At 45.1% G+C, this 14,467-nt stretch carries 20 protein-coding genes; 10 read left to right on the top strand and 10 right to left on the bottom strand.

Features of this window, described 5'->3' with window-relative positions; all coding sequences use genetic code 11:
• Positions 1 to 103: 103 nt before the first annotated feature.
• Both FS666_RS10415 and FS666_RS10410 read left to right on the top strand, forming a co-directional pair.
• Complete coding sequence (locus FS666_RS10415; protein ID WP_144463512.1) at positions 104 to 1,498, top strand: hypothetical protein; 1,395 nt, start codon at positions 104 to 106, stop codon at positions 1,496 to 1,498.
• A 332-nt stretch (positions 1,499 to 1,830) separates the two neighbouring features.
• A complete protein-coding gene (locus FS666_RS10410; protein WP_144463522.1) occupies positions 1,831 to 3,042 on the top strand; it encodes a M20 metallopeptidase family protein in 1,212 nt (403 codons plus the stop codon).
• A gap of 34 nt (positions 3,043 to 3,076) precedes the next feature.
• Here FS666_RS10410 and FS666_RS10405 read toward each other — a convergent pair whose 3' ends face one another.
• From FS666_RS10405 to FS666_RS10395, 3 genes are read right to left on the bottom strand one after another with little or no spacing between them, the layout of a single operon-like run.
• A complete protein-coding gene (locus FS666_RS10405; RefSeq protein ID WP_144463523.1) occupies positions 3,077 to 4,297 on the bottom strand; it encodes an ABC transporter permease in 1,221 nt (406 codons plus the stop codon).
• On the bottom strand, positions 4,281 to 5,033 hold the full coding sequence (locus FS666_RS10400) for an ABC transporter ATP-binding protein (RefSeq protein ID WP_144463524.1): 753 nt from the start codon (positions 5,031 to 5,033) through the stop codon (positions 4,281 to 4,283). Before FS666_RS10400 ends, FS666_RS10405 begins: the two co-directional genes overlap by 17 nt.
• Positions 5,034 to 5,088: 55 nt before the next feature.
• Positions 5,089 to 5,382, bottom strand: coding sequence for a hypothetical protein (locus FS666_RS10395; RefSeq protein ID WP_144566819.1), 294 nt, complete (start codon positions 5,380 to 5,382; stop codon positions 5,089 to 5,091).
• Positions 5,383 to 5,444: 62 nt separating this feature from the next.
• Here FS666_RS10395 and FS666_RS10390 point away from each other — a divergent pair, with 62 nt between their 5' ends.
• A complete protein-coding gene (locus FS666_RS10390) occupies positions 5,445 to 5,867 on the top strand; it encodes an HIT family protein (RefSeq protein WP_144463525.1) in 423 nt (140 codons plus the stop codon).
• Between the two features lie 402 nt (positions 5,868 to 6,269).
• Positions 6,270 to 6,794 (top strand): tryptophan transporter, encoded by a 525-nt coding sequence (locus FS666_RS10385; protein WP_144462575.1) that lies wholly within the window; start codon positions 6,270 to 6,272, stop codon positions 6,792 to 6,794.
• Positions 6,795 to 6,832: 38 nt separating this feature from the next.
• Here FS666_RS10385 and yhzF read toward each other — a convergent pair whose 3' ends face one another.
• Positions 6,833 to 7,027, bottom strand: coding sequence for a membrane protein YhzF (yhzF, locus tag FS666_RS10380; protein WP_144462577.1), 195 nt, complete (start codon positions 7,025 to 7,027; stop codon positions 6,833 to 6,835).
• Between the two features lie 160 nt (positions 7,028 to 7,187).
• Here yhzF and FS666_RS10375 point away from each other — a divergent pair, with 160 nt between their 5' ends.
• Together FS666_RS10375 and FS666_RS10370 are read left to right on the top strand one after the other, a co-directional pair.
• The gene (locus FS666_RS10375; RefSeq protein WP_144462579.1) at positions 7,188 to 7,565 is read left to right on the top strand and encodes a YtxH domain-containing protein; all 378 of its coding nucleotides are present in this window, start codon (positions 7,188 to 7,190) and stop codon (positions 7,563 to 7,565) included.
• 148 nt (positions 7,566 to 7,713) lie between these two features.
• Complete coding sequence (locus tag FS666_RS10370) at positions 7,714 to 8,283, top strand: HTH-type transcriptional regulator Hpr (RefSeq protein ID WP_144462581.1); 570 nt, start codon at positions 7,714 to 7,716, stop codon at positions 8,281 to 8,283.
• Between the two features lie 98 nt (positions 8,284 to 8,381).
• On the opposite strand, the gene FS666_RS10365 is transcribed toward FS666_RS10370, so the two are convergent.
• Positions 8,382 to 8,714, bottom strand: a complete 333-nt coding sequence (locus FS666_RS10365; RefSeq protein WP_144462583.1) for a DUF1878 family protein — start codon at positions 8,712 to 8,714, stop codon at positions 8,382 to 8,384.
• A 145-nt stretch (positions 8,715 to 8,859) separates the two neighbouring features.
• On the opposite strand from FS666_RS10365, the gene FS666_RS10360 reads away from it, so the two are divergent.
• The 4 genes from FS666_RS10360 (at position 8,860) to wrbA (ending at position 11,326) form a co-directional block, all read left to right on the top strand.
• Positions 8,860 to 9,405, top strand: a complete 546-nt coding sequence (locus tag FS666_RS10360) for a DUF3267 domain-containing protein (protein ID WP_144462585.1) — start codon at positions 8,860 to 8,862, stop codon at positions 9,403 to 9,405.
• A 112-nt stretch (positions 9,406 to 9,517) separates the two neighbouring features.
• The gene (locus FS666_RS20285; protein ID WP_018705485.1) at positions 9,518 to 9,697 is read left to right on the top strand and encodes a hypothetical protein; all 180 of its coding nucleotides are present in this window, start codon (positions 9,518 to 9,520) and stop codon (positions 9,695 to 9,697) included.
• A 339-nt stretch (positions 9,698 to 10,036) separates the two neighbouring features.
• The gene (locus FS666_RS10350) at positions 10,037 to 10,660 is read left to right on the top strand and encodes an alpha/beta hydrolase (protein WP_144463098.1); all 624 of its coding nucleotides are present in this window, start codon (positions 10,037 to 10,039) and stop codon (positions 10,658 to 10,660) included.
• 54 nt (positions 10,661 to 10,714) lie between these two features.
• Positions 10,715 to 11,326: an NAD(P)H:quinone oxidoreductase gene (wrbA, locus tag FS666_RS10345; RefSeq protein WP_144463096.1), complete on the top strand. Its 612-nt coding sequence runs from the start codon at positions 10,715 to 10,717 to the stop codon at positions 11,324 to 11,326.
• A 280-nt stretch (positions 11,327 to 11,606) separates the two neighbouring features.
• Here wrbA and FS666_RS10340 read toward each other — a convergent pair whose 3' ends face one another.
• From FS666_RS10340 to FS666_RS10320, 5 genes are read right to left on the bottom strand one after another with little or no spacing between them, the layout of a single operon-like run.
• Positions 11,607 to 11,828, bottom strand: a complete 222-nt coding sequence (locus FS666_RS10340; RefSeq protein ID WP_144463094.1) for a hypothetical protein — start codon at positions 11,826 to 11,828, stop codon at positions 11,607 to 11,609.
• A 49-nt stretch (positions 11,829 to 11,877) separates the two neighbouring features.
• Positions 11,878 to 12,663, bottom strand: a complete 786-nt coding sequence (locus FS666_RS10335; RefSeq protein ID WP_144463092.1) for a TatD family hydrolase — start codon at positions 12,661 to 12,663, stop codon at positions 11,878 to 11,880.
• On the bottom strand, positions 12,660 to 13,415 hold the full coding sequence (locus FS666_RS10330; RefSeq protein WP_144463090.1) for an ABC transporter ATP-binding protein: 756 nt from the start codon (positions 13,413 to 13,415) through the stop codon (positions 12,660 to 12,662). The genes FS666_RS10335 and FS666_RS10330 overlap by 4 nt, the downstream gene beginning before the upstream one ends.
• The gene (locus tag FS666_RS10325; RefSeq protein WP_144463088.1) at positions 13,412 to 14,176 is read right to left on the bottom strand and encodes an ABC transporter permease; all 765 of its coding nucleotides are present in this window, start codon (positions 14,174 to 14,176) and stop codon (positions 13,412 to 13,414) included. Before FS666_RS10325 ends, FS666_RS10330 begins: the two co-directional genes overlap by 4 nt.
• A complete protein-coding gene (locus tag FS666_RS10320; RefSeq protein WP_144463086.1) occupies positions 14,176 to 14,466 on the bottom strand; it encodes an MTH1187 family thiamine-binding protein in 291 nt (96 codons plus the stop codon). The genes FS666_RS10325 and FS666_RS10320 overlap by 1 nt, the downstream gene beginning before the upstream one ends.
• Between the last annotated feature and the right edge of the window lies 1 nt (position 14,467).

Genomic DNA, 14,467 nt, shown 5'->3' with positions numbered 1-14,467 from the left:
GCCTGAATATGTTGACACACCCTTCCCGGGTTTTCATATGATGCAGTATAGGAAATTGGGCTTTTGTCCCTACCGACATATGAAGCTGCAGGGGGGAATGAATGTGGGAATGGAATTGACTGCTTTACATTGGATTTATCTTCTGTTCATCGGGCTTACAATCCTGTTGATGTTTTTTAGGCGTGACATTACAATTGTTTGCGTGACAGGTGTTTTTCTGCTCGCTTTTACCTCCACGGGATCATTGGCCGCATCCATCAGCAGTATTTTTACAAGCTTCATGTATGCCATTTCCGAGCTTTTGTCCATCATCCTCGTCATTTCCATCATTTCATCCATGAGCAAAATATTAATGGCAGCCGGAATCAATGACCTGATGATTTCTCCATTTGCCAGGGCGATCAAAACGCCGGCGCTCGCCTTTTGGACGATCGGAATCGTCATGATGATCATTTCCTGGTTCTTCTGGCCCTCTCCTGCTGTCGCCTTGATGGGGGCTGTGCTGCTTCCCGTCGCCCTCCGTGTCGGCCTTCCGGCCCTTGGAGCCGCGATTGCCATGAACCTGTTCGGGCAGGGCATAGCATTATCCGGCGATTTCATCATCCAGGCCGCACCCAAACTGTCCGGGGATGCGGCAGGCATTGCCGCTTCCGATGTTATCGCCGCAAGCATCCCTCTTATCATCATTATGGGAGTTGTAACAACAGTCACCGCATTTATCCTTTTAAAAAGGGATATGAAAAAAGGAAAGCTTAACTCCGTAAAAGGATTCGCCTCAGAAGAAGCCATGAAGGAAAGTGAAAAAAGCGAACCCTCCCTTCCCGTCAAACGAATCTTCGCAGTCATTATTCCTCTCTTATTTGCAGGCAATATTGTCATGATGTTTACTTTGAATCTTCAAGGCGGCGAAGCCACCGCCCTCATTGGCGGTACATCCGTATTAATACTAATATTCACATCTATTGCGGCGCATAAACAGCAGGCATTGGAAAAAACAACGAAATTTCTTATAGAAGGGCTGCAGTTCGGCTTTCGGGTTTTCGGTCCGGTCATTCCCATTGCCGCATTTTTCTATCTGGGCGGAGGCGGATTTGAGCAGATGATCGGCAGTCCCTTGCCTGAAGGATCCGAAGGGATCATCAACGACCTTGGAACAGCACTTGCCGCTGCCGTACCTGTCACCAAAACATTGGGAGCATTTACAATTGCCGCAGTCGGAGTGATTACAGGATTGGACGGCTCCGGTTTCTCCGGCCTTCCGCTGACAGGCTCCATTGCCGCACTGTTCGGCAAAGCCATCGGTTCCGGCACAGCCTCTTTGACAGCTTTGGGACAGATTACAACAATCTGGGTCGGGGGCGGAACCCTCATTCCGTGGGCGCTCATACCGGCCGCGGCCATCTGCAATGTCGATCCTTTTGAACTGGCCAGGCGCAATCTCGTCCCTGTCATTACCGGCTTGATCGTTACAACCATTGCCGCTTTGTTTTTCATATAAAGAAAAGCGCAAGCGCCCGTTTAGCGACGTACAAACTGGAGCCCTCCGCAATGAGATAAAGGAAACACGGCGACGAAGGAGCCGATGTTGACTTATCGTAGTGGAGGAGGGCGAAGTTTGCTAGTAGCTGGGCGCTGAAGCTGGACATAGCACAAAAAGATAACGAGTTATCAATAACTTAAGCGGTTTATAATTTCTATAAGGAAATGCGCCTGCAGGCTGCATTTCCTTATTTTTCGTTAACAATACAAATTCCATGTTTTCCAATCGTTAAGATATAAAATTCCCACTATGTTATAATTTAGAAAAACATAAACAGGCGGTGGTTCTCGTTGAAGCAGGCACTATTTAAAAAACTGGAAGAACATTATGAAGAAATGGTTCAAATCAGGCGCCACCTGCATCAAAATCCCGAATTATCATTCAAAGAAACCAAAACAGCGGCCTATATCGCCGATTTTTATAATCGTCTCGGGATCGATGTAAAAACCGGTGTGGGAGGCAACGGTGTTGTGGCTCGGATCAAAGGCGGAAAGCCCGGTAAAACAATTGCTTTGCGCGCTGACTTTGACGCACTTCCGATCAAGGAAGAAACCGGCCTCCCGTTCAGCTCAAACGTGCCGGGTGTCATGCATGCATGCGGCCATGACGGCCATACTGCATTATTATTGATCATTGGAAAGGTCCTCAACGAAATGAGAGAGGAACTTTCCGGCGAGTATGTTTTGATTCATCAGCATGCCGAGGAGCTTGCACCGGGCGGAGCCATTTCCATGATCAAGGATGGCTGCCTGGATGGTGTAGATGCCATTTTCGGCACGCATTTATGGGCGGAGATTCCATATGGAACGATCAGTTATCGGACAGGCCCGTTCATGGCTGCTGCCGACCGGTTTGAAATTGTCATTAAAGGCCGCGGGGGCCATGGGGCCATGCCGCATAAAACAAAAGATGCAGTTGCGATTGGTTCCCAGCTTGTCATGAATATCCAGCAAATTGTAAGCCGAAGGGTGAACCCTGCCGAACCGGCGGTTGTCACCGTTAGCTCTTTTATTGCGGAAAATGCCTTTAATGTCATTGCGGATACAGCTAAACTCCAGGGCACTGTCCGGACGTTCAGCGAAGAAGTCCGTGACTTGATCGAGCAAGAAATGGATGCTGTTGTTAAAGGGACTTGTCTGGCCAATGGAGGCTGCGGACATGAATTTAATTATTACCGCGGTTATCCGGCAGTCGTCAACCACAAACAGGAGACAGAATTTTTGGCCGGCCTTGCGGCAGATGTTCCGGGTGTTTCCAACGTCGAAGAATTGGAACAACAAATGGGTGGAGAGGACTTCGCATATTATTTACAGCATGTAAAAGGTACTTTCTTCTTCACCGGCGCCCAGCCGGATGATGCCGAAACTCCGTACCCGCATCATCATCCGAAATTCGATATTAACGAAAAGTCGATGCTTTTGGGAGCTAAAACTTTGGCAATGGCTGCTGTTGAATATCAAAAACAGGGGCTCCCAAAAGATGAATCCGTTGCAGTTTCATAATTACGCAAAAAGCACCCGCTAAATGCGGGTGCTTTTACATTTGTTCCATTTTCTTGATTCTTCCGGGGGCATATTGTTTCCCGAAGACAAAAGCAAACAAAAGGCTTGCCATTAAAATCAGCCCCGCGTTGACCAAGCTTCCGCCAAGTAGAGCGGCCAGCCCGAACACCAGCCCCTGAACGACGAGAACCTGGATCAATAAGCGGTAAAAATCCAGCTTTTTATATAGGGGCAGTACAGGATACAGATGCACCCATACCTTCGCATCATGCCGCCTGAAGATGGGCAGAAGCTGAAATCCCGTCAAATACAGAAAGAGAATCGAAATGCCGATCGCTGCGTATAGATTATCGACAAAAAATAATAGAACGGCCGCAATCAATGTTAATCGGACAATCAATCCCGAATACTCGCTGGTCCGTACAAGCGTCCTTGAATATAAGTACCGGTAAGTGTTTTTATCCGCAAATGGAATGAAGCGAAAGAGAGGATCCATCCACTTCCTTCTCCATACTTTGCTTTTTATATGAGGGACATCGGTAAACATATTGGCCATCCTGTAAAACATTTGCATCCTGCTTTGTTCTTTTTCAATCAGCAGCTCCCATTTCAGCATCTTATTTTTCACAGAAGCTCTCATATAAAGAGCAAAAGCAGCCATGATGAGAAGAACCGCCAATATGAACCACCAAGCTTTTGCAATGATAAGGTAAAGGGCCGCTGCATTCAGGATGAAGCGAATGATCGGATCCGCAGTCAGCGTCCCCTGTTCAATTGTTTTCAGCGTGTCCCAATGCAGTCTTAAGTTCCAATATTTCAGTAGCAGCAACACAGCAAATAAATAGAGGAAAGAAACCAATCCGGCACCCGTTGACTTGAAATACATGGGCATCAGTGCTGCAAGCACGAGGAGAAGAATATACGCCTGGATGATAAAGCTGAGCCTCATCCCTTTGCTGAAATATCCCGCCAGCTCATTCTCCAATGGCAGAAGAAATACCATGTCCGCTTCCTTTAACAATGTAATGATCGGGCTGATGGTCAGAAATAAGGCTAAAATAAGCGACATGACAAGGGGAGCCGGGAAATCCTGCGGAAGATTCCTCACCCATTGCGAATAATAATAAATGGCTGCACCGCCTCCGAAAATCAACACAAACTTCATATGGTCATTAAACATATATTTGAAGTAGCGGCGCATTTCTTTTATAAATTCCTGAAGCCTTTCAGTCCATAGCTCATTTATTTGCTTCATCGGGCTCTTCCTTTGTCAATTGAATATAAATGTCGTTCAAGGTTGCTCCGCGCATGCCGAACTGCTCTTGCAGTTCTTCCAAAGTTCCCTTTGCCCGTACTTTTCCGTCATGCAAAATGACAAACCCGTCACAAAATTGTTCGGCAGTGGCCAAAATATGGGTGGACATTAGAATGCCGGCCCCTTGTTCTTTCATCTTTTCCATTATTTCAAGCAGCGACTGAATTCCGAGCGGGTCAAGTCCTACAAACGGTTCGTCGATGATATACAATGATGGTTCAATCAGAAAGGCGCACATGATCATCACTTTCTGTTTCATGCCTTTGGAAAAATGGGCAGGGAACCATTTCAATTTTTTATCAAGCCGGAATTCCTTGAGCAGCGGCATGACTCTCGATTCATATGTATCCTGCGATAACCCATAGGCCATTGCCGTCAATTGCAAATGTTCCTCAAGTGTCAATTCATCATACAGCACCGGTGTTTCGGGCACGAAGGAAAACTGCTTCCGATATTTGACCAGATCCTCTTCCAATCGCGTACCATTTATCGTGATTGTCCCTGAACGCTGCTCCATCAACCCGATAATATGTTTAATTGTCGTACTCTTTCCGGCCCCATTCAGGCCGATCAGGCCGATCAGCTGGCTTTTTTCCATGGAAAAAGATATATCTTTCAATACGGGCCTTTTCGTGTATCCGCCGGTAAGGTTTTTGATTTCCAATAAAGACATCATCAATCGTCCTCTCGTTCAACTGATTTCATTGTAACAAAAAACAATCGTGCAAGCACTAACGGCTGGCGAATTTTACCTCTAATAGATCGTGCCCAATCGCACAATATATATTTCGAAGGGAGCGGGAAAAAGCGAAGCTGGGGTGGTTGTCGTAGACACTGATCTGCAGTAGACGCGGAAAGTCATCAATTGCATGAACAGTAATCTGTACCTTACAAGGGGATGATTGCGTTGGGCATGATAATGATTGATCGAATGCTTCTTTAATCGAACCGATGGGCGAGATGAAGAACACTTTCCAAAATGAACCGCAATCCTTCAATGTGCAGAGCTTAACGGCTCTGCACATTTTGCTGTTCACTTCCTGTATGATAAAATGGACTATCATAATCAATTTGAGGTGAAGTGGACATGAGCAACTGTATTTTTTGTAAAATTGTAAATGGCGAACTTCCGTCAGCAAAGGTTTTTGAAAACGAAGATATTCTGGCTTTTTTGGATATAAGCCAAATTACAAAAGGACATACACTGGTCATTCCGAAAGTACATAAGGAAGATATATTTGAAATGGACGAAGAGACTGCGGCCAAGCTTTTTTCAGCGGTTCCCAAAATTGCACAGGCCATTAAAGGCGAATTCGGCGCGAAAGGCATGAATCTGCTGAACAACAATGGTTCTTTTGCCGGACAGGAAGTTTTTCATTACCATATGCACCTGATTCCAAGATACGATGAAAATGACGGTTTTTCAAAACGGTTTGTCAGCCACCAATCCGAGTACTCTTCTGAAGATTTACAAAAGTTGGCATCAGCAATTTCAAATCAATTGAAATAATGTTCTTCCTTCTCAAGATCAAAGGCGCAAGCGCCTGTTTATCGACGTACAGACTGGAGCGCTTCTGACGAGATAAAGGAAACACGCGCAGCGGAGCGGAGCGATGTTGACTTATCGTAGGAAGAAGCGTGAAGTCTACTAGTCGATAGGCGCTGGCCGCCTTAAAGCGCCACGTCCTGTGGCGCCGGCGGCACTAGGACTTCCTGTCCGTCGGAGCCGGACGCAGCACTAAGTGACAAATAAGTTACTCACAACCTGAGCATTTTATAACAACGCTAAACAACGAAAAAAGGCTTCATTTTCAGAAAATAGTATGCTACAATACTGTTAATCTTTCGCTGGCAGCATCAGAGCATGTCAGGATTGAAATTACGAGCTTAGTTGAGAAGAGGAGAGTTACAAATGAATACAAGAACGCTTGTCATTTTATCGTTATTTGTTGCGATCGGGGCTGCACTGCATTTTATCATGCCCGGCATCTATATGGGTATGAAGCCGGATACGATGCTGGCCATGATGTTTTTGGGAATTGCACTTTTCCCGGATAAGAAAAACGTACTTCTGCTCGGTCTAGTTACCGGATTGCTTGCAGGGCTCACTTCAAGCTTCCCCGGAGGGCTTATTCCAAACCTGATCGACAAACCGATTACAGCTTTTGTTTTCTTCGGACTTTATTTACTGATCGCCAAAAACATGTCCAACCTGATCGGGGTCTCAATCCTTACGGGAGTTGGCACGATCGTTTCCGGAACAGTCTTCCTGACATCAGCTTTGCTTATTGTCGGCGGGTTGCCTGCACCGTTTGCAGCACTGTTTGGCACAGTTGTCATCCCTGCAACGATCATGAATGCAATTGCCATGTTTATCCTTTTCCCGATTGTAAAGACGATTTTAAGAAGGACGAATCTGATGCAGCAAGCTTCTTAAAACCAATAAGAACCCCGCCGTTGGTGAGGGTTCTTATTTTACTTAAAAAATATTGCAAATAAAACACCGGCGGCGAAAAGGATTCCGCCAATGCTTCCAAGGGAAGCAGCACGGGCCTTCAATATTTTCTTCGGCGGATAAATGCCGGGCCGTTGGTATAAAATGACATTATAGAACATGGCCGCGAGCATCAGTAAACCGAGGATGATGAAAACGATCATGATGATGTTCAAGCCGTCCACCTCAAAGCCCTTAATTTTATTGCGTCGCTAAGCGACGCCTTATGCTTTTCTATATCTTATGCAAAAATAGTGTGTACATGAACAAGTTTGGGTAAAGTGATTAGCAGGAGAGTTTAATTTTTTCAAGAAAAATAAAAAAAGGGTGAGGAAAATGAACAAAAAAATGTTAACTTGCGGACTATTTGTGGGAGGAGCCATTGGTGCAGCCGCAGCCCTTCTTTACGCTCCTCTATCCGGCAAAGAGCTGCGAAAGCAAATGAGAGAATCGAAAGATGAATGGATCAAAATTGCCAATGAGTTTAAAGAAAATGCAACTGAATTGAAAGAATCCGTGACAAAACTTTCACAGGATGGAAAAGAAATCATCAAAGAGCTGGCAACCGATGTGAAAACAGCTGTGGAAGAATGGCAGCATGAAATCGAGCCTACGAAGGAAGCCATGCAGACTGAAATAAAAAATATCCAAAAGACGATTGCCGAGCTTGAGAACAAGCTTCAAGAAGGAAAAGATGCTATTCGTCCTTCCTGACCGTCTTCCGGGGCAAGAGACCTGTGCTATATTTCTCTTGCCTTATCTCTAAATTCTTTCATTCTAAATTTTTTCAATTTTTTTCAGATTGAATTTTTATTATTTTTCTTGCATAATAATAGAAACACCTTTAAAGCGGGGGAATAAAATGGCAAGTAAACACGTTTCCGTCAAAGAAGCAATGATTTTCAGCCAGCGCATGGCCCAATTGAGCAAAGCATTATGGAAAGCCATTGAAAAAGATTGGCAGAACTGGATCAAGCCTTATAATTTGAATATCAATGAACACCATATTTTGTGGATCGCCTATCATTTAAAAGGCGCATCCATCTCAGATATTGCAAAATTTGGTGTGATGCACGTCTCCACTGCCTTCAATTTCTCTAAAAAGCTTGCAGAGCGGGGATATCTTCAATTTTCCAAAAAAGAAAATGATAAACGGAATACGTACGTGAAGCTGACAGAACGCGGAGAAGATCTTCTACTTGAATTGGCCGACTGTTATAATCCCGACGCAGACTCAGTTTTCACAGGAGCAGCACCTCTCAAGGATTTATACGGCAAGCTCCCTGAAGCAATGGAAATGATGGTGATTGTCAGGCAAATATATGGTGATGACTTTATGGATATTTTTGAAAAGTCTTTCAGTAATCTTGAATCCGATTTTTTTGAAGAAGGAAGAAGATTGGAAAAGGCTGAAATCAACAGTGCCGTATAAATTTGCGATCAAGAAGTTAGAAAATTATAAACAAGACAACGAAGACTATTCGCAGCTTATCATTTGGTGACTTTTTGAACATTCTCCATAAGAGGAAATCATTTGATATTCAGCCTTAATACTTTCATTAGTTCGGGATAGATATTTTGTTTTAAACATGCCTGTATCGTTTCCTCAGGCTGTAATTTTCCATTCAATTTGGAAATAAATTGTTTAAAAAGCGGAAAATGAAACACAAATTTTTCCGCTTTCTGTTTTTCCATCTCGGCTGACAGCTCTTCACACAACTGAAAAAATTCCTCCACTTCCTTTTCCGCCAGTCTTTTCTTAATGATCAGCAGATCAAAGTCCTTATTCACCGGCTGGATCATGTCCAACAGCAATTTTTGGTGATATTCCAGCAGCAAGATCCGCTCATATAACTCGTCCATTCGCATACCTCCGGCTTTTATCATCCATTCACCACAAAATTGTAACAAGGCAATGAAAAAAAGCAAAAATCATATTGCAATTCCCTTCCATCCATCGTACATTATGAGTGAATGAAAACATAAGCAAAGTTGGGGGGCTGTCGCCATGCATTGTTGGAAAGCATACAGCGTAGACCGCAAACATCATTTTTTCCGGCGTTTTTTTATTTCCGCCATCATTTCGGTATTTGTTTTTATCATATCCTATGTAACAATGCAGACAATTGCGGCCCGGGAATTCAATGATAAATTTTTTCTTGTATTTTTATGTTGTTTCATTATACTATATCCGGTTCATAAATTTTTTCATATTGTACCGATCATGTCTTATTATAAACATATGAAATGGGAAATCGAACGGTATTTTCGTATTTTGCCGGTGATAGATTTGAAAGTGAGGCACCCGATTCCTAAGGCCAGATTCGGTTTGGCGCTTATATTGCCATTTATTGTATTGAATGTACTGTTTTTTGCGGCCCTTTTTTTATATCCGCAATTCGGACACTATATTACCATTTTGCTTGCATACCATAACGGCATATCGGCGTTCGACCTTTTATATTTTAAAACATTGTTCTTTTCTCCCAAAAATGCCCTTGTGGAAGAAAACAATGAAGGCTACGAAATATTGGTAGAAAACGATCCCTGGTAATATGCTTCCATTAAGTTTGCCGAAAACTTATGGAAGCGTCATTTTTTATGCTGTCTTTTTTTTGTGAAATTTGCTATCGTATGTTTATGAGATAGTTGGGGGGAGATTTGGATTGCCGGCGTTGTTTATAATATTTGCTATTTTCATTTTATACATTTTTAATAACTTGACATATTCCCTCTGTGTGCAACGGGAGATACCTGAGGAGCGCCACCCAAAAATATTCCGCACTATTAATATATTGATTACGATTTTGCTATTCTCCTCTTATATTGAAATACTGTACACATAGGAATAGCGCGCCGGGGGTAAGCTGTTTGCCCCTCTCGAACCGCGCTTCGGCATGTTCAGGCTGCGACGTCCTGTCGCTTCACCTGCACTAGGACTTCCTGTCGGTAAGCCGATTCAGGCAAACCGGACAATAATCATACAATTAAGAAAAGCGCAAGGCGCCCGTCTATCGGCGACAAGCACAAGACGAATTGCGAGGAGGCAGCTTTTCAGCCACCACAGCAATTCGGCTTGATCCTTGCGCCGATGGCGCCTGAAGCTGGACATTACGTTAATCTTGTTTGAAGAGAAAATTCAGTAAAATTTTATGTTTTCTTATCTCTCAATGAAAGGAGTAAACATGAAACATATTTTTAAAGAAGGGACCCATCCTGCGGCTCCCACTTTGCTTTTGCTTCACGGCACAGGCGGAACAGAAACGGACCTTCTCCCTCTTGCCGAAAAAATCGACAAGGACGCTGCCGTCTTGAGTGTACGCGGAAATGTCCTGGAAAATGGGATGCCCCGTTTTTTTCGAAGATTGGCCGAAGGCGTATTCGACGAAGCCGATCTGATTTTCCGGACTAAGGAATTGAAAGATTTTCTGGATGGAGCGGCAAAAAAGTATGAATTTGACCGGAATCATGTAATAGCCATCGGCTATTCGAACGGGGCCAATATCGCTGCAAGCCTGCTTTTCCATTACGAAAATTCGTTGAAAGGCGCTATTTTACATCATCCGATGGTGCCAAGGAGAAACATCGAACTTCCGAATCTGACAGGCAGGCATATTTTTATAGCGGCCGGAAAAAACGATCTCATGTGCCCGCCACACGAGTCTTTAGAACTTCAAGACCTGCTTTCCGGAGCGCATGCGGATGTGACTGTACATTGGGAAAATAACGGACATCAACTCACTTGGACGGAAGTTGAAGCGGCTGCCGGCTGGTATAGAAAAATCCGCCTCCGAAATTCCGAAGATTGACTCCTGCAAAAGAGGGTAATCTAAAAGTTGAAACTAACTCAAGGAGGCGATGGAATGGCGAACGTAAAACTTGCAGTCATCTACTATAGCTCCACAGGAACGAACCATCAATTGGCCAAATGGGCGGAAGAAGGAGCGAAGGAAGCGGGCGCTGAAGTAAGAGTATTAAAAGTGCCTGAACTGGCTCCCCGGTCTGCCATTGAATCGAATCCGCTATGGAAAGCCCATGCGGATGCAACGCAGGATGTGCCTGAAGCCAAATCCGAGGATTTGGAATGGGCGGATGCCATCATTTTCAGCGTTCCAACCAGATTCGGCAATGTTGCGAGCCAAATGAAACAGTTTCTTGATTTGCAGGGTGGCCTTTGGGCTCAAGGGAAACTTGCAAACAAAGTGGTCAGCGCCATGTCTTCAGCACAGAACCCCCACGGCGGCCAGGAAGCAACAATCTTGGCATTGTATACAACCATGTATCATTGGGGCGCCATTGTGGCGGCTCCGGGATATACGGATCCCGTTTTGTACGGAGCAGGCGGAAATCCGTACGGGACAAGCGTCTCTGTTGACCAGGATGGCAACATGGTCGAGGATGTGAAAGACGCCGTAAAATATCAGGCGAAACGCACCGTCACGGTGGCGGAGTGGGTGAAAAAAGGGAGCCAGTAAGCGGCGATTGGCCCAGCTCTTATGTAGAAGATTCGTCGATTTTTAAGAAAAGCGGAAGCGCCTTGCCCATCGACGTACAGACTGGAGTGCCTCCGACGAGATAAAGGAAACACGGCGAGGAACGAGCCGATGTTGACTTATCGTAAGAGGGGGTGCGAAGTCTGCTAGTCGATAGGCGCTGGAGCTAGACAACAAAAGGCTTTGTTCAAAATTTTAATGCTAAAACATCTTATACTTAAACAGCAAAAAAGCTGACCGGCGGCGGTCAGCTTTTTTGCGCTTATTCATCTCTTAAATCACGCGGGCCGTATGAAGCGTGTTTATCATCCTCGAACTCTTCCCGTTTTTCTACCAATTCATCGGATACATCATCTACAGGCATAACGAGCTGGTCGCGCTGCGCTTGCTTCACTTTATCATTGTAAAAAGCTTTGCCTTTTTCATTTCGTTCTTTCAAAGCTTTTGCTCTGTCTATTTTATCTTGTGTCGGTTTAGACTCCATGTTTGATCCCTCCACTCTCTTTACTCTTCTTTTTCCGTTCTGAGGGATGTTAAACCAGTTTTAGTTGATAGAAGTCAGCTGTGTTCTTATAAAGAGTTTCATAGACCTCTTCCAGCCTGTATTTTTTAATAGAAGCGATGCCGTCAATTGCTTTATGAATCATGTTCGGATGCGTCATTTTTCCGGAGAACGGCCCTTCAAAGCGCCATGGCCCATCCGTTTCCACCATCATTTGATCGAGCGGGTATGCCTTGACAAGCTCCTGAATTTCTTGTTCGTAAACCACATCAGGCGTCACAGAAATGAACCAGCCGTTCGCAATCATTCGCCGGACTGTCTTGGAATCTCCTTTAAACCAATGGAAATGCGCTTTTTCCACCCCATGCTTTTCAAGTAAGTCGCAGGTGATCGGTGCATCATCGTATACGGCGTGTAAGATGACCGGCTTGTCCCATTGCCTGGCCTTTACGATAAATTGTTCCAGCAATTCGATATATCCGCCGATGGAAAAATTAGCTCCCTTTTCCGAACGCAAATAATAAGGCAGTCCGACTTCCCCGATAGCGACCATTTGCTCCTGATGTTTTTCCATCCATGAAAGCAGATCCTGAAGGTCTTCATCAGCAGGCAGTTCCTGCTCCGGATGGAATCCGAATGCCGCATGCACCCGGCGATATTTTTCAGCCAGGCGCAAATTGTGAAGGCACGATTCCAAATGAAAGGAAACTGAAATTAAATCCGTACAACCAGCGGAATCCATTCCTTCCAGGATTTCTTCCGTTTCCTTCCCCGTGTATAAATCCAAGTGAATATGGGAATCGATGATCTTTTTCACTGTCGCTCACCTTCCCCGCTGCCATTTATGATCCAACTGCTGACCTCCTGTTTCCAGTCAAGGAACTCGCGCATAAAAAACAACTCCTTCTCCCGCGGCCTGTCAAAAGGCAACTTGAATTCCTTCATCACGGTCGCCGGCTTTGTTGAAAGGACTGCAATCCGGTCAGAAAGGAAAAGAGCCTCTTCGATATTATGTGTCACGAACAGAATTGTCTTTTTATATTCCATCCATATGGATTGCAGCCATTGCTGCATATCCTGTCTCGTAAAATCATCAAGTGCCGAAAACGGCTCATCCAGCAAAATAAGCGGCTGGGGACTTAATAACGCCCTGATAAAAGCGGCCCGCTGCTTCATGCCGCCTGACAAAGCATCCGGCAACTCATTTTCGTATCCGGCAAGCCCGGCTTTTTCAATCATTTCCAAAGCCCGCGCTTCATCCGCTTTTCCGGTCAGCTCCTGCCCCAAGAGCACATTCTGTAAAATGGTCCGCCACGGAAACAGTGAGTGTTGCTGCGGCATATAGCTGATATGGCCGCGTTCTCCCGTAATTTCCTGTCCATCCAAAAAAACGCCGCCTTGATCTGGAGCCAGAAGTCCTCCGATAAGGTGAAAAAGTGTGCTTTTACCGCTTCCGGAAGGACCGAGAATCGTGACAAATTCCCCTTCCTCAACCGAAAGCTGTAAATCCTTCAATATTTCTTTTCCCGCAAAGCTTTTGGACAAATGTCTGATTTCCAAGTCGCTCATCTATTAACCTTCTTTCTTCTCCATTTGACAAGCTTAGCTTCAGCAAATGTAATGACGGCAAAAAACAGCAGGCTCAACATCATGATGATAAAAATCGCCACAAATACCCGGTCTGTGCGGAAAGATGAAGAGGACAGTGTCATATAGACTCCAATCCCACTTTTTGCCCCGAGCCATTCGGAAATCACGGCTCCCATCACACTGTAGGTCGCTGAAATTTTCAGCCCTGAAAAAACGGAGGAGAGGGCATACGGCCACTCCAGCTTTGAAAACAACTGGATTTTGGAAGCCCCCGCCATCAGCATGTAATGCTTCATATCATGCGGGACATTCCGGAAACCGTCCATAGCCGCAACTGTAACTGGGAAAAAGCAGACAAGCGTAATGACGATGATTTTGGGCAGCAGCCCGAAGCCGAACCAAATGACCAATAGTGGAGCCAAGACGATGATTGGAACATTTTGCGATAAAATCAAAAGCGGATAAACTGACTCCTGGACTCCCGGGAGCAAATGCAAAATGACGGCAGTTAGCAGGCCGACAGCACAGCCGATCACAAAACCTCCGGCTGCAAGCCCCACGGTCGATTGAAGATGCGGCAGGATCCCCTCGAAACCTTCCATTCCTTCGGCAAAGATGGAAGAAGGTGCAGGAAGGAGCCACTCGGGAATATCGAGCATTTTTACCGCCAATTCCCATATACATAATAAAAGGAGGAGGACCGCTGCCGGCCTCCATCCTTTCTTTGCGACCCACCCCATTATTGGTATTTCTCCGTCAATTGGCCCATTGTTATCCCTTCCGGCTGATATAGTATTTTCACCTGGGAAATGACATTGCTGCTGCCTATTTCAATCATGCGCTCATTCATTCTCCTGATAACTTCCATCAATTCGGAGAATTCGCCTTCCATCGTTGTCTCCAGCGGGTGCACCTCATGTTTGATCCCTGCTTCCCGGATCACTTTGATCGCTTCATCCACATAGGGAATGACGTCTTCGCCGTTCTTTGTTTTCGGGATGATTTGTATGCTGACTAATGAGTTGGCCATT

Origin of the sequence: Siminovitchia fortis (assembly GCF_007681465.1) — a bacterium.
Lineage (GTDB): Bacteria > Bacillota > Bacilli > Bacillales > Bacillaceae_C > Siminovitchia > Siminovitchia fortis.
Note: the sequence above shows the minus strand (reverse complement) of the source record. Positions and strands in the feature narration are given on the sequence as shown.